Below are 26,551 nucleotides of genomic sequence, written 5' to 3'. Positions count from 1 at the left end.
TGCGTTTTTTGATGCTGGTGTAGTCTGAGGTTTCAGGCGTTTCGGCGATTTTGGCTCTAATGGGGTTTAAGTCTACGTAGGCTAGACAAGCGACCAACGCCGCCTCGTCCAGTAATGCTTGGGATTTAAATCGACCTTCCCAAAACCGGCCTGTACAATTATCTTCTTTATTTGCTCGCCGGGCGATGTCTTCGTTAAGCACTCGCATAAACCAACTAATATCTGCGAGTCTTTCTCTATATCCATCAACCAGCTCGTCGAATATCAATTGTTCCGATTCGCTGAGTGGTTCACCTTCAGTAAACTTTTGGCTTATCCAATTACCTTTAAATAACTTGTGCCATCGTATCACAGTCGCTTTATCCGACAGACGCTTAGCCTTTATATCATCAACATATAAAACAATGTGAGTGTGATTACTCATCACGGCGTAAGCACAAACATCAATACAAAACACAGACCCCAACATCAATAGCTTTTCTTCAACCCAATCCCGCCGGTGTTCGTATGATTTGCCAGTAAATTTATCTTCACCGCACAGAAAAGCGCGCCTTACGGAGCGGGAGATACAGTGGTAGTATTTGGTGTCGGTTAGACTGATTTGTCTTTTACGGGCAGTTGCCATAGTTTGGTTTCCTCAATCCTTTGAGTGCAGAGTTAAAGCTTAGGCGGTATTTTAGGAAGGTGCAAATTAGTGGTGGGTGTCAGCGATTTTTGCATCTGACATATAAAAATATCTTTTTTCATATGCTGCGATATTCCTTGTGAACTTAACGCCGCGCTCTGGGGCAAACCGGAGCGCAGTGGAGGTTTGTCCCTAGCAGCGCTTTGTTAGCCATTTTTCAATTAGTATTTAACTCTTTTTCTATTATCTGATCTAAGATCTCTAAGTTTTCGGTCTCGATAGCTTCGTTGCTCATGTCGACAATTTTCCAGAATTTGGCTTGAATATAAACATCCTCAGGATTATCTCTACCAATTTCTGATTCCAATAGCTCATTCGACTTAAATATTGAACCAAGTCCTGAAGACCATGATCCAAACCTGACTCCGATATATAATATTGCAGCAAATTTTCGGCTACAGCCATCATGGCGACAAGCCTGATAAAACATACGGTCAGCTTTCTTCCTGTCCGAGCTTGAGACATCAGGATTACATAACTCGCCAACAGCAACATCATGCACTACTGAAGCTCTTCTATATCGTCCAGAATATGGCGCACCTACAGCTGACCAAAGAGCTCTAGGAATTGTGGCACCGTTTAAACAACTACCTTTAAGTGCACTCCATGTTTTTCCATTAGAATCTTCGAAAAAGAAATCTTCTTCTAACGTCATATTTCTTGAACCATTCCATCTGGTTAACGGTTCACCTGAAAACCCTGATGCCATTTTCTACTCCTCCACGATATCACTTGGGTCAATTGATATAGATTCAATCACCGGCGCTTCTGTGTTTTCAGTTTCATAGAACTTTTCAGCCAAATCACCAATCCAATATGGGGCAGCATTCCCTTTGCCAGAGCTTGATTGGTTCCCATGACCATAATCTACACGGCTATTATGGTCTTCAGTAAAATCTACTGAGTGCACATACTCATGTACGATGGTATTAACAATATTGCCGATACCGCGCCATAGTTTCTTTGAATTGTAAAAAAGAGTGTTTGGATATTTAGGGTCAGTGTAGGCATTAGTCTTCCTATGCCTTGGCCATCTTGGACGATATAGCTTTACTTCTACAATCTTTTCTTTGTCTCGCATAAACCCCGCAATATCTTTCGCCGAATATGCTGAGTAATCAAAAGTCCCTTTGTCTTCTATTGCCTTCCAAAATTCATCCTCATCAAATAAATCATTGACATAATCGACTGCATCTATGACTTTTTGCTGTTTTCCATTGTAAACAATTTTCATATTTTTCCCTCTTGTGAATCGAACCAGAACGGATGGCTAACATTTTATTCGTGCGCGTGCGCGAATAACATTTTTAATTTATTCATGCGTAAACGCGCAAAAAACTTTTCATTATTTCCCTTGATATCCGAGAATTCCAGACAACACTGTATACATACACAGCAATATAAGGTAAGGAGTTATCATGAGTCTAAAAAGCCCATTTCTGAAAGGTCTTCAGGAAGAAATGCGTATGCGTGGTTACAGCATTAGAACAGAAAAAACCTACCTATATTGGATTAAGGCATTCATTAACTTTCACCACAAGCGTCACCCTGAGGCAATGGGAACGGAAGAGGTTACACAATTTTTAGTCTTCCTTGCCAACCAACGAAATGTGGCTATCAACACACAAAAAATTGCACTTAACGCGTTAGCCTATTTGAGAGGAAAATAAGGAGAAAATAAGTGACATATATGGACGTTCGCTCTGAAGGGAAAAAGGAAACGCAAACAACTTAAAAGCATTAAAATATCTATATTTTTTCAATGTATTAGAAAACAGTTGTAAAAAGGAGATATCTGAAGGCTAGATACTTAATAAAAATACAGCAAACCAAGGAGCTCGCACAAGTGGTTTTGGAGCGTTGCGCTGTGCTTAAACCAACACACGACGCAACAATTATAATTATACAAGTCTGTAGTTGTTTTAAGATTTGTTCTCGCATTTTATCGTCTCTTCCCCAAGACGATAGGCATTATTTGCCAGCACATAAGTTCCCGAAATAATAGCAGTAGTAGGAACGAGTATCGGCGTTAATATAATTCCACTCACGGAATAATACGTATTGGTTTCGTCTGCAACATCGACTATCTTTAGGGTTTTTCTATCCGATGAAATCTCGCACTTGTTGGTGTGAGCAGTATCTTGAACAGGCATTACTACACAAGCGCTGAGTGAGATTATCGGTAACATAACCAGTCTGTTTAACTTCATCACCTTTCCTTGAATTCAGTTTGCAATACTTTCATGACATCGCTATTAGACATAACCTCCCTCTAAAGGTTCCCTGTGCTTTACGCTTAAACTGCGCCAAGCTGGTATTGTTCTCTACGGTTTTCAGTCTTGATCCAACAGCTATTGTGGCTCAATAAATCCGAGGTGCCTCGTTAAAAGTGAAGCACCCAATACTGATCGAGGTTTTAAGATTTACCGAGGTTTTGTTCGTAGACCTTAAGTGCGTGTTCTAAATCTTCTATCAAGTCTTCTACGTCTTCAAGACCTATGTGAAGGCGGATCACGGGGCCCAATGCCCAACCTGTGGTTGATCGCAAATGCTCCATGGTTTTATTGGCTGTAACTAAACTTTCATAGCCGCCCCATGAAAAACCCATTTTAAAATGGGATAAGGCATCTAAGAAACGGTTAATCGCCTTTTGGCTACCTTCTTTCATTACGATTGAAAATAAACCATTACTACCATCAAAGTCTCGCTTGAAGAATTCATGGCCTGGGCAAGTCTCAAAAGCGGGATGTCTAACGTGGTCCACGAGCGGATGCGCTTCGAGCCATTTCGCCACCGTCATTGCCGACTGCTCGTGCTGTTTTAACCTCGCAGGCATAGTACGTAACCCACGTAGTGCTAAATAAGCATCATCTGCAGAGATACATTGACCAAGTAAATACGAGTGCTCTCTAAGCTCAGGCCAATAGCGCTCATTTGCAACAGCAACCCCCATCATGACATCCGAATGCCCAACAATATACTTGGTTGCCGCTTGAATGCTGATATCAACACCATGATCGAGCGGACGAAACTGCCAGCCATTACCCCACGTATTATCAAGCATAGTGATAACGCCACGGCGCTTTGCAACTTCAACCATCGCTGGCACATCTTGAACTTCCATGGTGATTGAACCTGGAGACTCTAGGAACAACACTTTGGTATTGTCTTGAATTAACGCGTCAATACCAGCGCCAACCATAGGGTCATAATAAGTGGTTTCGATACCATAGCCTTTTAACAGCTTATCGCACAAATCTCTGGTTGGTTCATAGGCAGTATCCACCATCAGCAAGTGATCGCCTGCTTTTAAAAATGACAGTAGTGACTGTGCGATAGCAGCAGCACCAGACGGATATAAGGCGCAACCTGCACCATTTTCAAGCTCTGTAATGGCATCTTGCAAGGCGAAATGGGTATTGGTGCCACGGCGGCCGTAAAATAGTGTACGATGTCCACGGCCTTTTATCGCTTCTTGCATTTCGGCAACGCTCTCAAAAACTACAGTAGAGGCGCGCTGAACAACTGGATTTACTACCCCTTTGGTATATTCTGCTTTTCTTCCAGCAGCAACGATTTTAGTATGCTTTTTCATAATTACTCTTCTGATTGTGCACGCCAGTATTCAACTAAATATCTGGAGATCGAGTCTTCTCTGGTGAGTTTATAGCCGGGCTTTGTATCGCCCCACTCTGAAAATGTATTAAGCTCCGCCCGTGAAAACCATTTAGCTTGCTCAAGCTCATCTTGCTCGACAAAAATCTCTGTGGTTTTCGCCTTCGCAATAAATCCAAGCATAAGTGATGACGGGAACGGCCAAGGCTGTGAGGCAATATAAGTGGCGTCGTATGCTTCAACACCCGCCTCTTCCATGACTTCCCTTATAACGGCTTGCTCTAACGACTCGCCGGGGTCAACAAATCCAGCCAGCGTCGAAAATACGCCTTCTGGCCAAACAGCCTGACGGCCCAACAAGCAGCGTTCAACGCCATCAGGGAAAACATGAGTGACAAGCATGATAACGGCGGGATCTGTACGTGGAAACGTCATATGGCGACATTCAGGGTTAACACAGCGTCTTGCATGACCTGCTTCAACCATTTTATTGGATTGCCCACAACGTCCACAAAAACAATGGGTTTTATGCCAGTAGCATAAGCCTCGTGCAAGCACACCAATTGAGCCTTGTTGCTTTGGTAAGTTACGACCCACTTGGCGCATGTCGATGAATTCTGACTCGGAGTCAATAAAAGAAAGCTTGTCTCGTTGTTTAGAGACGTCAAGCGCAAAATAGCTGTGCGCTTCGTCACGGCCTAAGAATATCGCGTCTTGGAGCGCTAAATCAGCGACTTCTGTGCGAGAAAGATAATGTAATTCATTATCTCGGGCACGCACTAAATTAGCGTCGTCTTGAATTAATAACCAGCGACTATTGTCACCCATTTGAGATAATAACCAGTTTTGATCTTTTCTTTCGTTAGACGCTCTGTCCAACGTCATTTGAGTGTAATACAGCAAGCCCCTATTCCTTCGTGTTCTGGAACATTTTATCCACCTCGGCGAGACCTTAAAACTACCATAGCACAAAGGTACAGGCAAAAAAAAAGCCCATAAATGGGCTTTTGAAAACTACAGTGTGATTTCACACTACAGAGAGGCAAGATAGTCCAACAGCTTTTGATTTTCGTTTTCAATATGCTTATAGAATTCAATATCTTTTAGCTTAGATGCCGCAGCTTCATCGATAACGATCACAGCATCACGATGCATTTGTAGTGCCGAAGCAGGACACGCCGCAGTTAACGGGCCTTCCACCATAGCAACAACGGCATCGGCTTTATTCTCACCCGTCGCTAATAACACGACTTTTTTAGCGTCTAAAATCGTGCCAATACCCATTGTGATTGACAAGTGAGGTTGGTACTCATCAGCTTTAAAAAAACGAGCATTATCATCAATCGTCGCTTTCGTTAGAGTTTTAACTCGAGTGCGTGACGTTAAGCCAGAAGACGGCTCGTTAAAGCCAATATGGCCATTTCTGCCAATACCTAACAGCTGTACATCAATACCACCAGCCGATTTAATACGCGCTTCATACTCGCCGCACGCCGTAATTGGATTTTTTGCATCCCCCGGCGGTACGTGCGTGTTACTTTTATCAATGTTGATATGGTCAAACAGCTGCTGCTGCATAAAGTAACGATAACTTTGTGGGTGCGAGCCATCTAGGCCTAAATATTCATCTAGGTTAAAGCTGGTAACTTCAGCAAAACTGATTTCGTTCGCTTGGTTACGCTTAATTAATTCTTGATACAAAGCGACCGGTGTTGAACCCGTCGCTAATCCCAACACAGAGTTAGCTTTACGCTTTAATTGCGTTGTAAAAATGTCTGCACCATATGCTGCCACTTCGGCAGCGTCTTTTAAAATGACTACTTGCATACGATTAACCAAATGTTGAGATGATTAGAATAAAATGGGATCTGAGCCTTGCCTCGCGTGCAATCAAAGCAAGGTCAGATCGAACCTAATTGGGATACACAACATTAGGTTATTACCATTATGACAACGCTGTCATTATTATCAGAAATAATTCGCTTGTAAAGCAAAAGTGAAAAAAAAATATGGATATTTTTTACTCTATGCAATCGAAAGGTGTTAAAAAGCCCACAACGGTGGGCTTTTTGAAAGGAGGCTGGTGAATATTATACACTTACAAAAATACGGCGTTTATACATCCAATGCAGCACTAAAAGCTGTACCGCCAGTAGCGCAAAAACAGCAATTAATGGTTGCCACGCAGTTGGCACAGCGGCCATCACGCCACCGAATACGCTTTTACTAATAAAGGTCCAATTCACTAAGCTCGACGCTAAATAAATAATAATGGAATTAGCCCCAATAATAACAAATGGATACGCCCAACGCTGAAAACTCAGTACATCTACTATCGCGTAAAATACTGCAAGTAGAATTGCACTCCAGCCAACGGTTACTAGCACAAATGAGCTTGTCCACAATTCTTTATTAACTGGAAATTGCATGTCCCAAAGCCAACCTAGTGCTAAGACGAGTACACCTGAGCCTGCCAAAATACCAACGGTTTTCCATTCTCCCTGCTTTTGTGCATTAGCAATAGCACGACCAGCAAATACACCTGCGATAGCATTTACAATGGCAGGTAAGCTTGACAGTACACCTTCAGGGTCAACCGGACGATTTTGATAACTGATCCCTGGTAGTAAATACGTATCAATGAACGCATTCCAACTACCAACACCATTTGCACTTAAGTCCCCCGCTTGCCCACCAGGAACCGGGATAAAGCAAAGCAGTAACCAATAAAATATCAATATGCCTACACCCACATAAGCCAAGGTTCGCAAGCTCGTATGCCAAACCAGTAAAGCACAAAAGAACCAAGCAAACGCAATGCGACCTAATACACTGGCGTAGCGAACACCGTCAGGATCCATTGGGATCCCAGTTCCCCAACCATGGTTGTATAACACGCCAAAAGCACACAGTAACAAAAGGCGCTTCAGTGCTTTGAGATAAAACGGTTTACGTTCATTAAAGGGCAGATGGTCGATACGTTTAGGTGACAAGCCCATCGCCACACCCGATAAAAAGATAAACAGTGGAAAGATAAGATCATAAAAAGTAAAGCCATGCCAAGGGCTGTGTAGCGTGTGCGCTTCGAACGCCTTCCACCCTTGCCATCCGGTCAATACAAACAGTGCCGCAAAAATAGACTGGCCACCTAAGATCCAGAACATATCCATGCCGCGTAAGGCATCTAAAGACGCAAGTCGCTTTGGCTTATTATTCGTTGTCATTGTTATTTATCCGCGTGAAAACATTAACTATGGATCGCTCAATCAAGCAAATCCATTTGCCTCAAGGTTAGTTTTGATGCGCGTTGCACTCATGACTCTATCATTACGCACACGACATTAACTTCCTGAGTTGTCGATCCACCCATGCTTAACCAAATACCGGCTAAGCTTAAAAAACAAAGCCCCGCGGTACTGCTGCGGGGTTTTATCAGGGAAACTTAAGCGGCCGTTTCCGTCCACTATTCAATTGCAAATCAATTACAGCAACTGACCACCAATATAGGTTTGCTTCACAATCAAATCGCTGTTGAGCACCACGAAATCAGCATCAGCACCCGATCTTAGATGCCCCTTTTGAGACAGGCCAAGATATTGCGCAGGGTAAAGAGAGGCCATGCGCAAACTCTCCGCTAGGCTCACGTTAAGCGTATTGACGGTATTTCGCACCGCACTTGCCATATCCAATACACTGCCAGCAAGCTCACCGGTTGTTGAATTTAACCGATCGCCGGTACGAATAACTTTTCTGCCATCAAAAAAGTCAAACTCCGTATCATCTGTACCAACCGGAGGCATGGCATCCGTCACTAGCATCATTTTGCCGCGCTGCTTAGTACGAATCGCAAGCTGCGCCGACAATGGATGAACGTGATGGCCATCAACAATCAAACCACACCAGCTATTGTCATTCCAAAGCGCGGCGCCGACAACGCCCGGCTCACGGGAAGTAAACGCAGACATTGCATTAAATAGGTGAGTAAAGCCATCAACGCCAATATTGAGTGCAGCGTTAGCGGTGTCATAGTCCGCGTTTGAATGACCGATACACACTTTCACACCCAATGAAATCAAGCGTTCGATATCGCTAAGTGGCACAGTTTCAGGTGCTAAAGTCACCATTTTGATGCCTAAATCTTGACGCGCGTAAACCGCAAATTCTTGCTCTGAAATTGGTCTAATGAACTTTTCGCTATGCGTACCCTTTTTAGGATGAGATAAGTGTGGACCTTCAAAATGGATCCCAAGCACTCCGGGCTGATTAGTAGCAATCGCTTCTGCCGTTGCATCTGCCGCTTGTTGCATCACTTCAATTTTGTCAGTGATAAGGGTTGGCATTAATCCCGTGGAACCAAATTGGCCATGTGCTTTAACCATAGTCGCCAAGCATGCCGTCGATTGCTCGGCGTTAAAAAATGCACCACCACCACCATTAACTTGTACGTCAATAAAGCCTGGTGCAACTAGTCCCGATAACTTAGATACATTGGTCGCTTGCGACTCATTGATATAACCAATTTGGCCGTTGTTTATTTCGAAGTAAACGTCTTTTCTAAAACTTTCACCATCAAAAAACTCTGGAGCAAAATAACATTGAGTCGTCATTAGTTCGCCTTTTTTAATTCTTGACCTGCACTTTGAATTGCAAAGTAAATTGCCCCCATTTCAGGAGGTTGTTTCGGTAATTGGACTTGCTTTGCAACTTCTGGGTCGAGCCAAGGTTGTAGCGGCTCTGATAATCCGCCGATCATAGAGAGTCTAGGTGGGTTTAGTTCAAGTAAACGCTTTGCTAAACGACTAATATATTCCGCACCAGACTTTACAATAGAAAGAGACATTTCATCATTTAGTTTGGCTTGCTCTAATACATAACGAGCCAGCTTTGCATACCCACTAGATGGCTGCCCCGCCATCTGTTCAGCAATACCCATAGCCCCTTTCGCACTGAAGTGCTCTAGTAGTACTTGGCTCAATGACGTTTTTTCGCCAAGGCCATCGAGATCGAGTAATGCAGCTTTTACTGCCTCTAACCCCATCCAAGCGCCACTACCCATATCGCCTTGCGCAAAGCCATGACCACCATAGCTCACTGTTTTACCATCAATTAACGCAAAGCCACAGGAGCCGGTGCCCGTAATAATCACGGCACCATCGCTACCTTCATGAGCACCAATACACGCGGTGTGTAAGTCTGTAGTAAGGAACATTTGTTTAAAGGGATGCTCCCACTGCATGATTTTGTCATAGAGCGCGGGTAAATTAACACCTGCAAGACCAAGGCCTGCATTTAGCTCTTGTACTTGTTCAACACGCAGACCCGCGTCTTGTAACGCCATTTGTGTCGACACCATGATGGATTCAAACGTGCGCTCTAAACCATGTAAGGGATTCGCAGGACCGCCTAGACCCGTACCCAAAACGCCATGTTGAAGAGAATAAATTGTAGCGCGGCATTTTGTTCCACCACCATCGACGCCGATGTATAGTTGGTCTTGGTTAACCTGTTTAGCCATCATGTAAAGACCCCTACTTTGTTCTGGATTAGACCGCGTTATTGTTTTCGTTGGACACGGTTTTTCATTCATGTTGAATTGATGTTACACAACAAATGACAGCGTTGTCATTAAATTTTTCAAGAAATTTCTTCATTTTGAAAAAAACTAATATTGCACAGTTTGTGAGGATTGTCAGTGAAAAATTGCAATAATCGTCAAATTACAAGGACTAACAGAGATTAGGGATTGTTAGACACATAATAAAAAAGCGACTCAATATTACATCAAGTCGCTTTATCGATTTAACCTTATCGTTCAGGTTATTCGCTATCGTAAGTCTAGATTACTTAACCCCAAGTTCTCTTAAACGCTCTTGCAAATAGCTATCTGCAGTGTAACGCTCTGACAACACAACATCCGGTCTTGGATGTAAGAATAGCGGCAATGAAATACGAGATTTCGTCGACGCTTTGCCCGTAGGGTTAATCACACGGTGAATTGTCGATGGGAAGTAATCACCCGACGCCTCTTGCAGCATGTCACCAATGTTAATAATCAACGAACCAAAGTCGCATGGTACGTCTAACCAACTGCCATCTTGTCTTTGCACTTGCAGGCCTGGCTCATTTGCCGCTGGCAATACAGTAAGTAGATTGATATCACCATGAGCTGCGGCGCGAATTGCACCAGGTTCTTCATCACCTGTCATTGGTGGGTAATGAAGAATACGCAGTAATGTCTGCTCTGATTCTTTGATCATATCTTTAAGATCAATAGAGAATCTCGCTCTCACATCTGCAGGCGCTTCAGCTTGTACCCAGCTTAGCAATTCTTGAGCAAACTCGCTCGCTAAACGGTAATATTCACGAATCTCTGCTTCTAATTGAGCTGGTACGCGACCTTTTGGATAAACGTGAAAGTACTCTTTGATGTCTTTGACTGTAAAACCTTTCGCAACTTCAGAGACTTCTGGTGGGAAGTAACCATCTTGAGTTTCTTTATTGAAAAGGAATTCGTGTTTTTCTTCTGAATTAAAAAATTCTTGCCAATGTTTGTAGATTGATTCAACCAACTCTTGTGGAATTGGGTGATTTTTTAGTACACCGAAACCCGTGTTTCTTAAAGATTCTACAAATTCTTTCGCAGCATTTGGCGATTGATAGTCTACGGTAGGTAACTGTTGCATAATGGTTCCACCAAAATTATTAGTAATTCATGGTTATTTACTCAATTGCACATTGGAGTAAATAACGCACTTCCCGTGTCATCTCAACACTGCGTACCTAGTAGAAGGTAAGGCGTATGTTATCGGGTCTGTTAACCTAGGGGGTTGTTTTTAAGCAGTAAACTTGTATTTAACAAGCCTCACTCAAAACAGCAACAGCAAAGGCTAAAAAGCCCTTATACGATCGTGTTGTCGATAATTCTTCAAAAAGTGTAGCTAATTACATGGTTAGCAGAGTACTTTTTAAAGATTACGTTTTAACAGCGAGCGAGCTTATTGAATTAGGGCAAATGATATAAGGACTTATGTCCGCTTTTATGTATAGGACCTGAGACTTTTGATACAGATCAAGCATTCTCGGGTGCATCTATTGGTATTTGGATATCCCACTCCAATCCTTGCGGTGTATTTTTCACGCTAAACTCTCCATTGAGTGCCCCTGAAACCAAGTTGGCAGTTAAATTTGCGCTTAACCCAACATGGCCTGCATTACCTCTTTTTGTTGTAACAAATGGTTTTAATAACTCTTGTGTACTAATTCCTCTAAGCCCTATTCCATTGTCAGTATAATTCACATGTAAATTGTTACCCGAGTGCGTGAAGGTGATAGTCGCAAGGTGATCATGGTCAATCCAGGCATGCGCAATAGAGTTTTCAACTAAGTTGCTCAACACCTCAACCAGAGCTTGTCCATCCACGTAAACCTCAGTTGTTGTGTTACCAACAAACTGGATTTGTACGTCTTGCTTGGAAAAATCTTTTTTCAGTCTTGTTTCTATTTCTTGTAATTTAACGTCAGCACAGCTGCTATCTCGCTCAGACTGAGAGACCGATTTTAATAAGCTGACAAACTTAGCCACTTTTTCTAGATTACGGCTGCACAGCGCACTACTGTCTTTGATCTGTTCAAACCCCGTAACCAACCCATCCTGCGTAAGCGTACCTGCGGTAAGTGCACTTTGTAGCTCTTGCATGACGCCTTCTAAAAAGGTGTTGGACGTAATACTGGTACCAAGCGGGGTATTGATTTCGTGTGCAATCCCCATCACCATTTGGTTTATGGCTTTAGATAGCTGCTGTTTTACCGCTAACTTTTGCGCTTCAATTAACTTAAACTGGGTGTTTACTCTGGCTATGATTTCAGCGGGTTTATAGGGTTTGGTAATGTAATCAACACCACCGACCTCGAATGCCTGTACCAAGCTCTCGCTGTCTTCATAAGCACTCACAAAAATTACGGGAATGGCCGCCGTTGAATTGTCGGACTTAAGCACTTTACATAGCTCAATCCCCGACATATTTGGCATTTTTATATCAGTAATAATTAATTCAGGCTGATGCTTTTTAACGATACCTAAGGCAATGTCCCCCCCTCGTGCTGCCAATACTTTATATCCTTCCTTTCTTAGTATGAGCTGCAATACTTGGAGGTTTTCCGGCATATCGTCAACAATTAAAATGTCTGACATGTAACGTTACTCAAGTCCTTAAGATAGACACTTTTTACAGCATAGCTTGAGAAATTGTATATCGCGACTATGTTTATATATAAATTCACGCGTAAATAATAACTTATGTCCTCAAAAGCATTACTAAGTTGGATCGCACTTTTCGCCTTGATGGCAGCCCTAGGAAGCGCAACGCTTATCTACTACTCAACAACCACTCATAGCACACTCGCGACCGACGTTAATACCGCTTATCACAACCACCTCTCACTTGAGATGTATAGCAAAGATAAAAACGCCCAATGGCTCGATGACATCAAATCTGCACCAAGTCACTCATTGCCACTACCGCTACAACAAATTTATGAAACCCAAGCAAGATTAAAATCTCGATTTTTAGCAAACACGGTTGAACAGGTCGATTTACCTCAAAGTTATCAAAACGCCATCTCGCAACTGCCTCTCATTGCAAACGCTGAGCTCGAAACACGCACCAATCAACAACTTAAAATACTGTTAATTACTGGCCTTGCTTTCGCGGTGTTAACACTATTTTTAGGCTTTTATGTTTGGTTTATGCGCACTAAACATTTCTCCCCGCTCTATCGCATCGTCAATACGCTACGTGCACAAGCGTTAAATGGCGCCCCTCTTTCAGTAGCCCCCACAAACAGTGACGCTGATGTAAAACGGCTCACACAAGCGATCCATGCTGCCACCACCTCTCAAAGCCAAAAGCTGGCGTCAGCCGCAATTATCGAAAACTATAATCGCGAACTAAAATCCATCACCGGCTCCGAACCTATCGTGCGCCACGCACTAGAGTTTATTGCCAATGAGTTCAATGCACCGAGTGTTTGTCTCTATGCCAATTTAGAAGACGACACCTTGTCATTAGTGAAAAGCCATGGAGTGACACCAAGCCACTCAATTATTGCGTCCACGATAGCGCTTTGCGCAACAAATAATGAACCACAAGTACAACAAGAACCGTTGTGGCTCAAAGAACAAGAAGTTGAAGTGAAGTTACAAAGCCGTTATTGCTTTCCACTAGCCATCGGTAATCATGTAGTGTATGTGCTGCTAGTTGGTAGTGCGCAGGCGTTGATAGACAGCCAATTCGAAGCGCTTGAGTACTTGTGTAAGGACTTAAGCCTCGCGCTTGCTATTAATGAAAATATCGAAAAACAACAAAAGACAGAGTCGGCCTTAAGCGAACAACTTGAGCTTACCCACCACATTATCAATGCTATCCCAAACCCTACGTACTATCGTTCTACTGACGGTGTATTTATGGGGGTAAACAAGTCCTTTTTGACACTGTTAGATCAATTTGAAGTAGATGTGATTGGCGCTAAACTAGACGAAATTTTTGATTTAGGAATAGCCAGCCTATTTGAGTCCAAAGCCCACGAGATTATCAGCACAACCCAAGAGCAAACCTACGAAGTACTATTGCTTGATGGCCAAGAGCAAGCGCGGGAACTGATTGTATACGAAGCACCATTTTTTAATGAAAATGGTGCTGTAGCTGGGATTGTTGGCATGTACCTTGATGTTTCGGAGAGGAACCAACTGCAACGAGAGCTCATAGAGGCAAAAGACTTGGCTCAAAACTCGGCAAAAGCGAAAAGCGAATTCCTCGCCAACATGAGCCATGAAATTAGAACCCCAATGAACGCGATTATTGGTATGTCTCATCTCGCACTCGCGACCGAATTAAATGCAAAGCAGCACGACTACGTATCAAAAATAGATACTGCGGCAAAGCAATTACTGAGATTGATCAACGATATACTCGATTTTTCAAAAATCGAAGCTGGCAAAATCGAGTTAGAATACCAGGCTTTTTCAACAGAAAAACTACTCGACAGTGTTGCCACCATCGTCAGTGTAAAAGCCCAAGAGAAACAACTAGAGTTAGTCTTTGATTTAGACTCACAAGTGCCCTACTGTGTGATTGGCGATCAATTTAGAATAAGCCAAGTACTCATCAATTTAGCGGGTAACGCGGTTAAATTCACAGAAACCGGTGAGGTTGTTATTCGTGTTGCCCTCGTCAATGTCGAAAAAGGGTTAGCGAAAATTAAGTTTAGCGTCAAAGACTCCGGTATTGGCATGAATAAACGTCAGCAAAAAAACCTATTTCAATCTTTCTCGCAAGCAGACAATTCAATCACCCGAAAATATGGCGGTACTGGGCTTGGCCTCACAATTTCGCAGCAACTGGTCAAGCTTATGGGGGGAGAAATATATGTTGAGAGTGAGGAGAACGTGGGTTCGGAGTTTTATTTCACATTAGAAATGGAAGTCAGTGACGAGCTGAGTCAGGCGAAAATGGCCTCTACCCACTTATCAGAGCTATCAGCAACAATTATTGACGATAACCAACACGCATTGGACGTGTTAAGCGGTATGCTAACAAACTTTGGTATGCAGGTTTGCTCTTATTTAGACCCTCATAAGGCGTTAAATCAATTCGTCCTGACACAAGATTTACCCGATCTTATTTTCGTCGATTGGCATATGCCGAAATTAGATGGTATTGAGCTGATCACTAAGCTGCAATCGCAAATCGATGTGTCGCAAAGTAAGTTCATTTTAGTCACAGCTTATGGTCGAGAATTAAACCTCAACGATAGCCAAGCCAGTTTAGTCGATGGTGTACTTTTAAAGCCGATTAATCCGTCAAATCTTGTGGACGTTATTCAAAATGCCGTGTTTGACTCACCAGAAATAAGAACCACTATCACCAAAAAAGAACAAACGATTAGTAAACAAGCACTAAATGGCATATCGATTTTGGTTGCGGAGGATCAACCTGTCAACCAGGAAATCGCAGTGGAGATCTTATCTAGCTTCGGAGCGCAAGTGGCGGTCGCTGATAATGGGCAAGAAGCCATTGAGCAAGTTCATCGCAAACATATAGATATTGTTTTAATGGATATGCAAATGCCAGTGATGGATGGCATTACCGCGACGCAAAACCTTCGTATAGAGTTCGATAAAAATACACTTCCTATTCTCGCGATGACCGCCAATGCCATGGAAGAAGACATCCAGACTTGTATCGATGCTGGTATGAATGACCACGTCACCAAACCCATCGACGTTGAGCAACTCGTTAAAAGTATTTTGAAATATGCAAGCGCTGAGACCAGTAACCTTTCAGCAACGCCAGTAGCAAATCAACCAGAAGTCACTACAGAAGTAGAGGAAGTTGATGAGGTCATTGAGTTTGAAGGCATTGATATTGCCGAGGGTATTGCTCGAGCAGCTGGCAACCAAAAGGTTTACTTCGATATCTTAGAAAAGTTCCTATCCCAGCAGATTGAAGAGCTGATCAATTTAAAACAGGCTTTAGCCATTGAGAATTTTGAACTGGCACATAGCATGTTACATGCATTAAAAGGTGCTAGCGCTAATCTTTCGATTGTTAGGCTGACTGAAGAGTTTAAGCACATTGAGGCTTCTCTTAATGTCCGCCCACCTAATGCGAGCGAAATTGACGAACTGATTAAATACGTTAAATATGCACTGGAGCAATGCCAAAAACGTCGTAAAAAAGAAGCGTCTCATCAGGTAAAAAATGTAACGAAAAACAACGAAGAAAAAGGTGGCAATAGTCAATTAGAGGAACTTATCCAGCTCGCGTGTGCGTTAAGAGATTATGATACCCAAGCCACAGAGCTAGTAGACTCAATTTCAGTAAGTAGCTATTTGACTGAACCAGAACTACAGAAATTAAAAACCGCCATCGCCCGCTTTGAGTTCAATGAAGCCTTTATGATGCTAACATCCATAAAGCATGTAGAAGAAGCACCTGAGCTTAATGCAGGAAAAGGCGCACTGCATTAGTACCTTTGCTATATATTTTATCCTAGGGCGAAATGAAGATTTTTACCTAGCAGAAAGGCCACTGAGGTGGCCTTTCTAATTACGTGCTCCAAGAAAACGGTTTTACAGTCCTAACTGATCCATAAAGTCGTCATCTACAACATCTTCTTCCTGCGGCTTCGCTGGCTTTTTCTTCTCAGCCTGACTTGCAATAATGTCATCTGGGTCTACCGACTCCGCAATATCAAAGTCATGTAGCTTAATAAATTCAGTTTTATCCATTGCCAATTCAAGATAGAAAATATTCTGGCCTTGAGTGGTAAAGGTAACGCGTCTTGCCTGCGGGCGATCCATCGTTGTGTCTACCGAGATCTGCACCTGTTTGTTGATAGCCATCATCTTAGGTTGGTTTTGCGTGATAGAGGTATGTAGTTGCTCACGTACTTTGTTGGTGAAATCACCAACAATTTGGTTCATCAACTCACCCAATACATTGGCAACGTCGTCGGACAAATGACTATGCGCAATTTCTTCTTCAGGCATGCCCATGTTGCGCATGTAATCGGTATACACCTCCATTGCTGCTTGCGCGGTAAAATTAGTTACGACTAAACCGGTAAAGCCGCCATCAAACAATACGAAACAGCCGATGTCAGGCCTCATACAGGTACGAGTGATCTTTTGTACCATCGCGGAATAGTTAATTTGGTTGCCGCTTGCCGACGACAGAACTTCTGTTACTGAGTGGCATAGCGTTGAGAGGATATCTTCTGTGCTAATCACTTTGCTTTTCGCCATTTTTGGTCTCATATTTACTTCTTATTATTAATAGTAGCCAAGCTACTGAATTTATCACTGACTATCCAGCATAAAATGCTAAAATAGCGAGATTATTTTCAAAGAGAGATTTAATGTGACGGGCAAAGACAGTATTTATGCCACTGAGCAAGCAGTAAAAGATTTCACTTTCGACGCCAATGTCGTCGAAGTGTTTCCAGATATGATCCAACGCTCAGTGCCGGGCTACGCGACAATAGTAAGCACAATGGGCAAACTTGCGGGTACTTACGCGCAAAGTAACTCAAACTTATATGACTTAGGCTGCTCTTTAGGCGCGGTCACGCTAAGCATGCGTAGAAATATAGATAAAGAAAACTGTCATATCATTGCCGTGGATAATTCACAGCCTATGGTAGAGCGTTGCCAACTGCATTTAAAAGGCTTTAAATCTGACGTCCCAGTCTCGGTCACTTTAGGTGATATCAATGAAATAGAGATTAGCAATGCATCTGTCGTTGCGATGAACTTCACCCTACAGTTTATTCCACCAGAAAACCGCAAAGCAGTTCTCGAAAAAATATATCAGGGTTTAAAACCTGGTGGCGTACTGCTATTAAGTGAAAAAATCCGCGGTGAAAACGGTACTAAAGACAACTTACTTATCGACCTTCACCACGACTTTAAACGCCACAATGGCTACTCAGAATTAGAGATCAGCCAAAAACGCACTGCGATTGAAAACGTGATGCGCACGGACTCGTTAAGTACCCATATGACAAGATTAGAGGATATTGGCTTTAATCAAACTCAAGTGTGGTATCAGTGCTTTAACTTCTGCTCAATGGTAGCAATAAAATAGAGGCAATTATGAATCATTGGTTTACCGACTTTTATGCAACCATTGCGAAAACCCCTTTGAGCCATTGGCTAGAAACGTTGCCTGCGCAGCTTAGCCATTGGCAAAAAGAAGCCCAACATGGCGACTGGCCGAAATGGGAAAAAGTCATTAAAAATCTACCAGAGATCTCAACCACGCATGTTGATATAAAAACCAAGGTTGAGATAGGTACTGGCGAAGACGTCAATGAAGGTCATCAAAAGCAGTTAACGCATTTACTAAAACGCATGATGCCATGGCGTAAGGGACCATTTCATTTACATGGCGTCCATATTGATACTGAGTGGCGCAGCGACTGGAAATGGGACCGACTGCTCCCCCATATTAGCGACCTTCACGGCCGTAATGTATTAGATATCGGCTGTGGCTCTGGTTATCACTTGTGGCGTATGCGCGGTGAAGGCGCAGATCTTGTTGTTGGCATTGATCCTTCCGATCTATTTTTGTGCCAATTTCAAACGATTAAACACTTTAACCCCGATCCAAACGTGCATTTACTACCACTAGGTGTAGAGCAACTGCCTGAGTTAAAAGCATTTGATACTGTGTTTTCAATGGGCGTGCTATATCACCGTCGTTCACCAATCGACTTTTTAGCGCAGCTAAAGTCTCAGCTAAGAAAAGGTGGCGAATTAGTGCTAGAAACACTCGTGATTGAAGGCGATGTAAATACCGTATTAGTGCCGACCGATCGCTACGCCAAGATGCGCAACGTATGGTTTATTCCAAGCTGTGATGCATTAACATTGTGGCTTGAGCGCGTGGGCTTTAAAGATATCAAAGTGGTAAACAAAGACGTCACGTCGTTAGACGAGCAGCGCCAAACCCCTTGGATGGAAACAGAGTCGCTTGCTGATTTCTTAGATCCAAATGACACTAGCAAAACCATTGAAGGCTACCCCGCTCCGCTCCGTGCTATATTTATCGCAAAAGCGTAAAACTGGTAAGGGGCACCAGCCCCTTACTCATAAGAACCATCAAAATAAAGCCATAACCGACTGATTTAGTTTCATTATTTTATTAATCTAAGGTTGACCCAAACATTCTTCGTTCATTACAATCACGCCACTATGCGGTTGCACTGCGTAGCTTGAATTAGACTATACAATAAGGAATTGTTAATGAAAAAGATGTCTCTTACCGCCCTCTTCATTTCTTCACTCGCGCTTAGTGGTCAAGCAATTGCTGACGATTTTATGATCACGAAAGAAAAACAACCTAGTCGGATGCTAGTATTAAGCTCTGCAGGCGGTCTTTCGACTACAGAGTTTTCTGTATTAAACATCGATTTAAGTGATATCCCATATGGAAGCAAAACGGGTACTATCACTGGAGTTAGCTATACTTCAGCGGGTTACGCCGATCCTGCCAATGAAACGGTGGAGCTTTGTTTCAGTCGTGCATACAGCACGGCACCTTTCAAGTGCATTGAAATTAATCCTAACGATTCAGGGAATACAGCTACGTTTAATGGTGAGGCATTTAAAGCGGGTATTTCAGCCTCTATCGTTCATAGAGTAGAAGCCACAGGCAACTTCCATTATGCAGAGCCAAGTCGAAAAGAAAGTATTACTTTCCACTACAGCACTTATTAAAACGATTTAGCTAGTTTAGAAATAATGTAGGAGTCCCATAGGACTCCTACACGTTAACCAAGCGAACGCTTAGTTATTAACCCAATAGTTCACCTAACTGCTTGCTTACCGCATCAACAGCTTGTGTACCATCTAGTTTGTGATATTGCGTGTTACCAGCATCCGCTTCCGCACTGTAGTAGTCTACCAGTGGTTTTGTTTGCTCATGGTAAATCGCCAGACGTTTACGTACTGTCTCTTCAGTGTCGTCATCACGAATGATTAGGTCTTCACCCGTTACGTCATCTTTGCCTTCTACTTTAGGCGGGTTGTAAACGATGTGGTAAACACGACCAGAACCTGGGTGTACACGACGACCGCTCATACGCTCAACGATGATCTCATCTGCCACGTCAAATTCGATAACATGGTCAACTTTGATGCCATTTTCTTTCATTGCATCTGCTTGTGGAATTGTGCGTGGGAAGCCATCAAGCAAGAAGCCATTTGCACAATCTTCTTTTGCGATGCGCTCTTTTACCAAGCCGATAATGATTTCATCAGATACTAGTTGACCTGCATCCATGACTTTTTTCGCTTCAAGACCCAACGGAGTCCCTTCTTTGATAGCAGCACGTAACATGTCGCCTGTAGAGATCTGAGGGATCCCATATTTGTCCATTAGAAATTGAGCTTGAGTACCTTTACCTGCACCCGGCGCGCCTAGCAAGATGATGCGCATAATTGAATCCTCGTTTGGAGTTATTGGTGTTTGTGTGGTGAATTTTTCCATATACGGTGCCGATCCTCAAGGAACTTATACTAATTGATAAGGAAGAATGGCAATTTTTCCGTCAAAAACAAAAAAGCTCCGCGATCTGCAGAGCTTTTGGTCAGAAATTAATCCTGATTATAAAAATGCACCTAGTGCTTTAACTTGGTCTAGCATGCGGCAAGAGAAGCCCCATTCGTTATCATACCAAGCCATCACTTTTACCAGCTTTCCATCTACTTTGGTTTGTGTTGAGTCAAACACTGAAGAAGCTGGATTGTGGTTGAAATCGATAGAAACCAAAGGTAATTCATTGTACTCAAGGATTGCACTCATCGCGCCCTCAGCAGCCGCTTTGATTGCCGCATTCACTTCTTCTTTTGAAGTGTCACGCTTAGCAACAAACGTTAAATCAACCAGTGATACGTTGATGGTTGGCACACGAACCGCCATACCATCTAGTTTGCCAGCAAGTTCAGGAAGCACTAAGCCAACCGCCTTTGCCGCACCCGTTTTCGTCGGGATCATCGACTGAGTAGCACTACGCGCACGATATAAATCAGGGTGGTAAACGTCTGATAGATTCTGATCGTTGGTGTAGGCATGAATGGTTGTCATGCTACCTTGCTCAATACCAATAGTGTCATTCAAAACTTTTGCAATAGGCGCAAGACAGTTTGTGGTACAAGATGCGTTAGAGATAATGGTTGATTCAGCATTTAGCACTTCGCTGTTAACACCATGAACAACCGTTGCATCCATATCTGTGCCCGGCGCAGATACAATCACTTTTTTCGCACCGGCTTCGATGTGTTTAGCCGCAGCTTCGCGAGAAGTGAACAACCCAGTACATTCAAGTACGATATCAACGTTTAGCGCTTTCCAAGGAAGATTTGCAGGGTCACGCTCTTGCGTTAGCGTGATTTCGTCACCACCGATGACGAGTGTGTTGTCGTTAAGAACAACCTGCTCTTGAAAGCGACCATGTACAGAGTCAAATTGGGTCAAATGCGCGTTTACGTTCGCAGGTGCGAGATCGTTGATGGCAACGACTTTGATGTCTTTATTCTGACCTGACTCGTACAGTGCACGAAGTACGTTACGACCGATACGTCCATAGCCATTAATTGCGATATTAATCATGATAACTGTCCCCTAATCTATTTTACTTCACTTGCTTGTTTCGCAAGCGCTTCAATGGCTTGCCAGTCTTTGTTTGCGATAAGTGCTTTATCAAGCATCCAAGTACCGCCCACACATACCACATTGTCGAGTGCAAGATACTTAGGTGCAGTTGCCAACGAAATACCACCCGTTGGACAGAATTTTACTTGTGGAATTGGTCCGCCAATGGATTTAAGCATTGGTGCACCGCCTGCAGCTTCTGCTGGGAAAAACTTTAAGAATTCAAAACCGTGACTTGCAAGCTTCATCACTTCGCTTGGCGTTGCAGCACCTGGAAGAAATGGAATACTTGACGACTTAGCCAGTTCCAATAATTCGTCATTGACACCTGGACTTACCATGAAGTCAGCACCGGCTTCTACAGAGGCATTAAAGGTTGCCTTATCCACTACCGTACCAGTACCAACATAGGCGTCTGGTAAGGCCGCTTTAATGTCTTTTACCGCTTGCGCTGCCACCGGTGTACGAAGTGTCACTTCAAGTGCTTTTAAGCCACCATTAAACAATGCCGTGGCAAGTGGCACCGCGTCTTCGAGGTTATCAATAACGATAACCGGAACCACTGGTGCTGCTGACAATATCTCTTTAATACTCATGCTCACCCTCATCCCACTGTTATTATTCTTCGATGCCAAATGAGCATGCGCCTTGATCTGCACTGCTCACTACGTGTCTAAATCCTGAGAATAGCTCTCGACCCGTACCAAATGTTTGCGATTGCGGTGAAAGCTGTAATTCGCGCTGCGCCATTTCTTCATCAGAAACGTGCAGCACTAATTCGCCTTTTGGTGCATTTAAGGTGATCAAATCACCTTCGTGTACTTTTGCAATTGCACCACCTTCAACCGCTTCCGGTGCAAGGTGGATCGCCGCAGGTACTTTACCCGAAGCGCCAGACATACGACCATCAGTCACAATCGCCACTTTAAAACCTTGGTCTTGTAATGTAGCCATGACAGGTGTCAGTTTATGTAACTCAGGCATACCTTTCGCTTTAGGGCCTTGCTCTTTGATCACGGCAATAAAGTCCTGGTTAAGCTTGCCAGCACTAAAGGCTTCTTGTAATTCGCTTTGAGAGCTGAATACTTTCGCCGGTGCAGTCACCGTTTGGTGCTGCTCTTGTACCGCAGACACTTTAATCACCGCTTTACCCAAATTACCATTAAGTAGTTGCAAGCCGCCTTGCTTGTTAAATGGATTTGCTACTGGGCGAAGTACTTCTTCATCCAGTGAATTCTCAGGTACTGGTACCCACTTCACTTTGGCAGGACCTTGATTATCGCTGATGATCACATTGCTGTTGATATCCAGTAATGGTTCCATCGTGTAAGCATCAAGTCCTTCACCCACAATCGTTTTTACGTCATTGTGTAAGAAGCCGCCATCTCTTAATTCACGCATTAAGAAGCCCATGCCACCAGCCGCTTGGAAGTGGTTTACATCGGCATGACCATTTGGATAAATACGCGTTAATAACGGCACTACTTCAGACAAATCCGCCATGTCTTTCCAAGTGATTTGCACGCCTGCCGCTTTTGCCATTGCAACTAAGTGAATGGCATGATTGGTAGAACCACCGGTAGACAAAAGGCCGACCAAGCCATTGATCACGGTTTTTTCACTCACGATATCCGCAAGTGCATTGCCGCTTTTACCGTCAAGTAGCTGAGTTAGCATGGTTTCAACCGCACTCGCCGTTAAGCCATCTCTTAATTCAGTGTATGGGTTGATAAACGAGCTACCAGGTAAATGAAGACCCATGATCTCCATTAACATCTGGTTCGAGTTCGCCGTACCGTAGAAAGTACAAGTACCCGCACTGTGGTATGAAGCACTCTCAGCTTCCAGTAACTCTTCGCGGCTGACTAAGCCCTGTGCAAACTTTTGACGAATGCGTGCCTTTTCTTTGTTCGGGATCCCTGATTGCATTGGACCTGCTGGTAAAAAGAAAATCGGCAAATGGCCAAAAGACAAAGCACCGATTAATAGTCCTGGGACGATTTTGTCACATACACCAAGACAGAAAACCCCATCGAAGACATCGTGTGATAACGCCACTGCTGTTGACATGGCAATGACATCACGAGAGAACAAAGACAGTTCCATGCCATCTCGGCCTTGGGTAACCCCGTCACACATAGCAGGTACACCACCCGCTACTTGCGCAGTCGCGTCAAACTTGTTTGCCACTGCTTTAATTAAATCTGGATATTCTTTATAAGGTTCGTGCGCAGACAGCATGTCATTGTAAGAATTGATAATTGCTAGGTTCGGTTGCTCGTCTTCTTTCAGACGTGCTTTGTCACTGCTTGAACAAGCAGCCATTACGTGTGCTAGGTTTCCACAGCCCAGTCCTGCTCGTACGCGCGTTTGTTTTTTTGCTTGTTGGATTCGAGCTAAATAGGCTTGACGTGTTGCTTTGCTTCGCTCAATGACGCGTTCGGTGACTTCCTGAATTCGTGGATGCAACATATTACTGACTCTCTAGTGTTAGAGGAAAAAGGCTCTGCACGATTACCAGCATTCGTGGTAATCCTTGTACAGAGCTGCTTTGATTTACCCGTTCAAAGGTACGCTATCAGGTTGTCTCTCACCCCAACCTGACACCGGTGTCACTATATTTACGCATAAAGCTGACACCGGTGTCAACCCTTCTTATAAATTTAGTCTAACTTTTTAAAATGACCAAATTATAACCACTTAAAACTTTGCCGATATCTGCAGTCTTAAAATCATTACCTAACTGATTTTATTAGTAATTATTATGACAAAAAGAATAATATTAATGATTGAGCGAAATCATTATTTGATAGCAAAGTTATCAATGAGCCTTAACTTGGTAACATGGCCTTTAATCGCTGGGTCAGCGAGCCTGATTATCGCGACATAAATCTGCGCATTTATCTAGTCCGCAACGTTTTCCCTAGTCGCTGCGAAAATAAAAAGCCCAACGGCTATGCGTTGGGCTTTGGGGCAAGTATAAAAATTGAAAAAGTTATGAATTCGAGCGCGCTTTCGTCGACTCTCGAGTGATGAGTTTAGCTTCTAAAACTTGCTGAAACGGTGCTTCTTGCGGCTGAGATATATGCTTAATCAGCTCTTCTACCGCTATCCGAGTCATTTCTTCCACAGGTTGTGCTATCGTCGTCAGACCCGGCCAAATATGCCTTGCGATAGGTGCGTTATCAAACCCAGCAATAGATAGCTGCTCGGGTACTTTGATCTCTCGCTGCGTAGCAAGTTTTAACACGGCCGCAGCCATGTAGTCGTTTGATGCAAATACGGCCGTTGGTCTTGGCTCTAAGTCCAATATGGCTTTTGCACTGTCTGCACCTGAGTGATAACTAAAGTTACCTTCTGCAACTAATCGCTCTCGATATTCAATACCATGCTTCGCTAGTGCTTTTTGGTATCCAGAGAAACGATTTTCTGTGGCACTGTGATCAGGGTGACCTTTAATAAAGGCAATTTCGGTATGACCTAAATTGATCAGATGCTCAGTTAACTCAAAAGCGCCCTGCTCGTCATTACTGCGAATTGAAATCGAGTCATCGCCTTCAATGGCTGAAGCAACGCGTGCATAAGGAATATTACGCTGCTTTAAAAAAGCAATAAGCTCGTTGGAGTCTGAAAACGGCGGAGTAAGCACAATACCGTCAAGTCTCGATGTGGTAAGCAGCTGATCAACATTGTCGATAAGGTCTTGGCCGCGCAGTTCACAAGGATGTATCAATAAATTGTAACTATGCTTCTGGCACGCTTCCAGCGCACCACTTTGCACTCGCGTGATATAGCTTTTTGATGGGTTGTCGTATAAACAACCGATGATAAAGCTACGATTTTGTGCCAAACCGCGTGCAATAGGATTAGGCTTATAATTCAGCTCTTCAAAGACCTTCAGGACTTTTTCCCGCGTTGCTGGACTAACATTTGGCTCGTTATTTAATACCCGAGATACTGTCTTTTTAGACACTCCGGCATATTCGGCAACGCTATTAATAGTTACTTTTTTCATCGATTTTCCCTTAAGCCCGGCGTCGCTCATGAATACATGCAGCTGCGCCAATCAGTGGGATATTATCTTGTACCACCAAAGTAACTGGAATTTGGCTCGTGTACTGTGACATCATGCCTTTTTCGGTAAAGCGTTCAACAAAGCTACTTGCTTGTAATCGCTCTTTCATCCGCGGCAAGATCCCACCACCTATATAAACACCACCTAAGGCACCAAAAGTCAGTGCTAAATCGCCAGCCACACTCCCCATCCAGTCACAAAAGTGACTCAATGTCGCATCGCACACTTTACATTCTTTCGCAAGTGCACTGATCTGCGCCGCATTCAGATCTTTAGCTTGCTCACCACGCACTTCTGCCATGGCTTTGTAGAGTCTCGCAATACCTGGGCCTGAAAACACCGTCTCGACTGAGACATGTTGAATACTCGCGCGCAGTACCGTTAACAGCTCTTTGTCTAAGGCGGTAACCGGTGCAAGTGAGATATGTCCCGCTTCACAGCTCATCACCGCGCTGCCGTTAATATCTCTAGCAAGACAAGCTGCACCAAATCCAGTGCCAGGACCCATTACGCCGATATTTGCACCTAGCTCAGGCTGACCTTGCTTAATCACTAGGTTTTTCTCTAGTGCTAAGTAGGGCGCCGCATAGGCAAAGGCAGCAAAGTCGTTGATCACGGCAAGTTCGGTAAAATCGAACTGGGCTTTGATGTCTTCGGAATTAAAATGCCAACCTAAATTAGTTAAATGAACTTGCTGAGATTTGATAGGACCGGCAACCGCGAGACAGGCTCGGCTTGGCTGCGCAACAGGTAGCTCAGTTAAATATTTTTGGATAGCGGATTCAAAAGACTGGAACTCGGCACTAGGAAAAGTGGCTTGATGCGTAATTACAAAATGGTTAGTTCGCGTATCAAAATCTGACACGATTGCAAATCTGGCGTTTGTTCCCCCGATGTCGGCAACGACAATCGGCTCAAACGGCACGGATGAATGGCTTGTTGTCTGGCTCATATTATTAT

Annotated in this window: 22 protein-coding genes and 2 pseudogenes; 5 read left to right on the top strand and 19 right to left on the bottom strand. The window is 43.5% G+C overall.

All coding sequences use genetic code 11. The features are described from left to right. The 3 genes and pseudogenes from BB427_RS13390 to BB427_RS13380 all read right to left on the bottom strand — a co-directional run. Positions 1 to 625 (bottom strand): annotated as a pseudogene (locus BB427_RS13390) (transposase); the annotation flags it as partial. Positions 626 to 842: 217 nt separating this feature from the next. Then, positions 843 to 1,394 (bottom strand): DUF1353 domain-containing protein, encoded by a 552-nt coding sequence (locus tag BB427_RS13385; protein ID WP_069021130.1) that lies wholly within the window; start codon positions 1,392 to 1,394, stop codon positions 843 to 845. 3 nt (positions 1,395 to 1,397) lie between these two features. After that, positions 1,398 to 1,919 carry a hypothetical protein gene (locus tag BB427_RS13380; protein WP_069021128.1) on the bottom strand — a complete coding sequence of 174 codons (522 nt, stop codon included), beginning with the start codon at positions 1,917 to 1,919 and terminating at the stop codon, positions 1,398 to 1,400. Positions 1,920 to 2,103: 184 nt separating this feature from the next. Here BB427_RS13380 and BB427_RS13375 point away from each other — a divergent pair. Then, positions 2,104 to 2,352: pseudogene (locus BB427_RS13375) on the top strand (site-specific integrase); the annotation flags it as partial. A gap of 255 nt (positions 2,353 to 2,607) precedes the next feature. On the opposite strand, the gene BB427_RS13370 reads toward BB427_RS13375, so the two are convergent. From BB427_RS13370 to BB427_RS13330, 9 genes are all read right to left on the bottom strand, one after another. Beyond that, a complete protein-coding gene (locus tag BB427_RS13370; RefSeq protein WP_069021125.1) occupies positions 2,608 to 2,895 on the bottom strand; it encodes a hypothetical protein in 288 nt (95 codons plus the stop codon). A gap of 206 nt (positions 2,896 to 3,101) precedes the next feature. Beyond that, on the bottom strand, positions 3,102 to 4,280 hold the full coding sequence (locus BB427_RS13365) for a cystathionine beta-lyase (protein WP_069021123.1): 1,179 nt from the start codon (positions 4,278 to 4,280) through the stop codon (positions 3,102 to 3,104). Positions 4,281 to 4,282: 2 nt separating this feature from the next. Beyond that, positions 4,283 to 5,185: an NAD(+) diphosphatase gene (gene nudC / locus BB427_RS13360; protein WP_069021121.1), complete on the bottom strand. Its 903-nt coding sequence runs from the start codon at positions 5,183 to 5,185 to the stop codon at positions 4,283 to 4,285. A 147-nt stretch (positions 5,186 to 5,332) separates the two neighbouring features. After that, positions 5,333 to 6,127, bottom strand: a complete 795-nt coding sequence (gene nagB, locus BB427_RS13355) for a glucosamine-6-phosphate deaminase (protein WP_045988699.1) — start codon at positions 6,125 to 6,127, stop codon at positions 5,333 to 5,335. A gap of 263 nt (positions 6,128 to 6,390) precedes the next feature. Further along, positions 6,391 to 7,524, bottom strand: coding sequence for a transmembrane glucosamine N-acetyltransferase NagX (nagX, locus tag BB427_RS13350; protein WP_069021119.1), 1,134 nt, complete (start codon positions 7,522 to 7,524; stop codon positions 6,391 to 6,393). A 258-nt stretch (positions 7,525 to 7,782) separates the two neighbouring features. After that, the gene (gene nagA / locus BB427_RS13345) at positions 7,783 to 8,907 is read right to left on the bottom strand and encodes an N-acetylglucosamine-6-phosphate deacetylase (protein WP_069021117.1); all 1,125 of its coding nucleotides are present in this window, start codon (positions 8,905 to 8,907) and stop codon (positions 7,783 to 7,785) included. Continuing rightward, positions 8,907 to 9,818 carry an N-acetylglucosamine kinase gene (nagK, locus tag BB427_RS13340; RefSeq protein WP_069021115.1) on the bottom strand — a complete coding sequence of 304 codons (912 nt, stop codon included), beginning with the start codon at positions 9,816 to 9,818 and terminating at the stop codon, positions 8,907 to 8,909. The genes nagA and nagK overlap by 1 nt, the downstream gene beginning before the upstream one ends. A gap of 322 nt (positions 9,819 to 10,140) precedes the next feature. After that, the gene (locus BB427_RS13335; RefSeq protein ID WP_017219251.1) at positions 10,141 to 10,983 is read right to left on the bottom strand and encodes an isopenicillin N synthase family dioxygenase; all 843 of its coding nucleotides are present in this window, start codon (positions 10,981 to 10,983) and stop codon (positions 10,141 to 10,143) included. A 386-nt stretch (positions 10,984 to 11,369) separates the two neighbouring features. Then, complete coding sequence (locus BB427_RS13330) at positions 11,370 to 12,491, bottom strand: ATP-binding response regulator (RefSeq protein ID WP_069021113.1); 1,122 nt, start codon at positions 12,489 to 12,491, stop codon at positions 11,370 to 11,372. A gap of 105 nt (positions 12,492 to 12,596) precedes the next feature. On the opposite strand from BB427_RS13330, the gene BB427_RS13325 reads away from it, so the two are divergent. Then, positions 12,597 to 16,328 carry a response regulator gene (locus tag BB427_RS13325; protein WP_069021112.1) on the top strand — a complete coding sequence of 1,244 codons (3,732 nt, stop codon included), beginning with the start codon at positions 12,597 to 12,599 and terminating at the stop codon, positions 16,326 to 16,328. 102 nt (positions 16,329 to 16,430) lie between these two features. Here BB427_RS13325 and BB427_RS13320 read toward each other — a convergent pair whose 3' ends face one another. Continuing rightward, the gene (locus BB427_RS13320; RefSeq protein ID WP_010378035.1) at positions 16,431 to 17,105 is read right to left on the bottom strand and encodes a DUF3334 family protein; all 675 of its coding nucleotides are present in this window, start codon (positions 17,103 to 17,105) and stop codon (positions 16,431 to 16,433) included. A gap of 115 nt (positions 17,106 to 17,220) precedes the next feature. Here BB427_RS13320 and cmoA point away from each other — a divergent pair, with 115 nt between their 5' ends. From cmoA to BB427_RS13305, 3 genes are all read left to right on the top strand, one after another. Continuing rightward, positions 17,221 to 17,946: a carboxy-S-adenosyl-L-methionine synthase CmoA gene (gene cmoA, locus BB427_RS13315; protein ID WP_010378032.1), complete on the top strand. Its 726-nt coding sequence runs from the start codon at positions 17,221 to 17,223 to the stop codon at positions 17,944 to 17,946. 8 nt (positions 17,947 to 17,954) lie between these two features. After that, entirely contained in the window at positions 17,955 to 18,923 is a 969-nt protein-coding gene (gene cmoB, locus BB427_RS13310; protein ID WP_069021110.1) for a tRNA 5-methoxyuridine(34)/uridine 5-oxyacetic acid(34) synthase CmoB, read from the top strand. Between the two features lie 183 nt (positions 18,924 to 19,106). Continuing rightward, positions 19,107 to 19,580, top strand: a complete 474-nt coding sequence (locus tag BB427_RS13305) for a hypothetical protein (protein ID WP_069021108.1) — start codon at positions 19,107 to 19,109, stop codon at positions 19,578 to 19,580. Positions 19,581 to 19,656: 76 nt separating this feature from the next. Here BB427_RS13305 and adk read toward each other — a convergent pair whose 3' ends face one another. From adk to glk, 6 genes are all read right to left on the bottom strand, one after another. Beyond that, the gene (gene adk, locus BB427_RS13300; protein WP_010378026.1) at positions 19,657 to 20,301 is read right to left on the bottom strand and encodes an adenylate kinase; all 645 of its coding nucleotides are present in this window, start codon (positions 20,299 to 20,301) and stop codon (positions 19,657 to 19,659) included. A 168-nt stretch (positions 20,302 to 20,469) separates the two neighbouring features. Continuing rightward, positions 20,470 to 21,474, bottom strand: a complete 1,005-nt coding sequence (gene gap / locus BB427_RS13295; protein ID WP_010604051.1) for a type I glyceraldehyde-3-phosphate dehydrogenase — start codon at positions 21,472 to 21,474, stop codon at positions 20,470 to 20,472. 17 nt (positions 21,475 to 21,491) lie between these two features. Continuing rightward, positions 21,492 to 22,112 carry a bifunctional 4-hydroxy-2-oxoglutarate aldolase/2-dehydro-3-deoxy-phosphogluconate aldolase gene (locus BB427_RS13290; protein ID WP_010378022.1) on the bottom strand — a complete coding sequence of 207 codons (621 nt, stop codon included), beginning with the start codon at positions 22,110 to 22,112 and terminating at the stop codon, positions 21,492 to 21,494. 22 nt (positions 22,113 to 22,134) lie between these two features. Continuing rightward, the gene (gene edd / locus BB427_RS13285) at positions 22,135 to 23,988 is read right to left on the bottom strand and encodes a phosphogluconate dehydratase (protein WP_039495544.1); all 1,854 of its coding nucleotides are present in this window, start codon (positions 23,986 to 23,988) and stop codon (positions 22,135 to 22,137) included. A gap of 523 nt (positions 23,989 to 24,511) precedes the next feature. After that, positions 24,512 to 25,531, bottom strand: a complete 1,020-nt coding sequence (locus BB427_RS13280; protein ID WP_010378018.1) for a LacI family DNA-binding transcriptional regulator — start codon at positions 25,529 to 25,531, stop codon at positions 24,512 to 24,514. Between the two features lie 10 nt (positions 25,532 to 25,541). Further along, entirely contained in the window at positions 25,542 to 26,543 is a 1,002-nt protein-coding gene (glk, locus tag BB427_RS13275; protein ID WP_010378016.1) for a glucokinase, read from the bottom strand. Positions 26,544 to 26,551: the final 8 nt, after the last annotated feature.

The sequence above is a fragment of the Pseudoalteromonas sp. BMB genome, assembly GCF_001709235.1.
Classification (GTDB): Bacteria; Pseudomonadota; Gammaproteobacteria; order Enterobacterales; family Alteromonadaceae; genus Pseudoalteromonas; species Pseudoalteromonas maricaloris.
Note: the sequence above shows the minus strand (reverse complement) of the source record. Positions and strands in the feature narration are given on the sequence as shown.

Bases quoted from the DNA above. Each gene is read 5' to 3' on its own strand.
- nagA (WP_069021117.1), bottom strand. From the start codon at position 8,907: ATGACGACTCAATGTTATTTTGCTCCAGAGTTTTTTGATGGTGAAAGT.
- BB427_RS13290 (WP_010378022.1), bottom strand. From the start codon at position 22,112: ATGAGTATTAAAGAGATATTGTCAGCAGCACCAGTGGTTCCGGTTATC.
- nudC (WP_069021121.1), bottom strand. From the start codon at position 5,185: ATGACGTTGGACAGAGCGTCTAACGAAAGAAAAGATCAAAACTGGTTA.
- BB427_RS13335 (WP_017219251.1), bottom strand. From the start codon at position 10,983: ATGCAACAGTTACCTACCGTAGACTATCAATCGCCAAATGCTGCGAAA.
- BB427_RS13330 (WP_069021113.1), bottom strand. From the start codon at position 12,491: ATGTCAGACATTTTAATTGTTGACGATATGCCGGAAAACCTCCAAGTA.
- BB427_RS13320 (WP_010378035.1), bottom strand. From the start codon at position 17,105: ATGGCGAAAAGCAAAGTGATTAGCACAGAAGATATCCTCTCAACGCTA.
- gap (WP_010604051.1), bottom strand. From the start codon at position 21,474: ATGATTAATATCGCAATTAATGGCTATGGACGTATCGGTCGTAACGTA.
- BB427_RS13365 (WP_069021123.1), bottom strand. From the start codon at position 4,280: ATGAAAAAGCATACTAAAATCGTTGCTGCTGGAAGAAAAGCAGAATAT.
- nagK (WP_069021115.1), bottom strand. From the start codon at position 9,818: ATGATGGCTAAACAGGTTAACCAAGACCAACTATACATCGGCGTCGAT.
- BB427_RS13380 (WP_069021128.1), bottom strand. From the start codon at position 1,919: ATGAAAATTGTTTACAATGGAAAACAGCAAAAAGTCATAGATGCAGTC.
- edd (WP_039495544.1), bottom strand. From the start codon at position 23,988: ATGTTGCATCCACGAATTCAGGAAGTCACCGAACGCGTCATTGAGCGA.
- BB427_RS13305 (WP_069021108.1), top strand. From the start codon at position 19,107: ATGAAAAAGATGTCTCTTACCGCCCTCTTCATTTCTTCACTCGCGCTT.
- glk (WP_010378016.1), bottom strand. From the start codon at position 26,543: ATGAGCCAGACAACAAGCCATTCATCCGTGCCGTTTGAGCCGATTGTC.
- BB427_RS13280 (WP_010378018.1), bottom strand. From the start codon at position 25,531: ATGAAAAAAGTAACTATTAATAGCGTTGCCGAATATGCCGGAGTGTCT.
- nagX (WP_069021119.1), bottom strand. From the start codon at position 7,524: ATGACAACGAATAATAAGCCAAAGCGACTTGCGTCTTTAGATGCCTTA.
- nagB (WP_045988699.1), bottom strand. From the start codon at position 6,127: ATGCAAGTAGTCATTTTAAAAGACGCTGCCGAAGTGGCAGCATATGGT.
- cmoB (WP_069021110.1), top strand. From the start codon at position 17,955: ATGAATCATTGGTTTACCGACTTTTATGCAACCATTGCGAAAACCCCT.
- BB427_RS13385 (WP_069021130.1), bottom strand. From the start codon at position 1,394: ATGGCATCAGGGTTTTCAGGTGAACCGTTAACCAGATGGAATGGTTCA.
- BB427_RS13325 (WP_069021112.1), top strand. From the start codon at position 12,597: ATGTCCTCAAAAGCATTACTAAGTTGGATCGCACTTTTCGCCTTGATG.
- adk (WP_010378026.1), bottom strand. From the start codon at position 20,301: ATGCGCATCATCTTGCTAGGCGCGCCGGGTGCAGGTAAAGGTACTCAA.
- BB427_RS13370 (WP_069021125.1), bottom strand. From the start codon at position 2,895: ATGAAGTTAAACAGACTGGTTATGTTACCGATAATCTCACTCAGCGCT.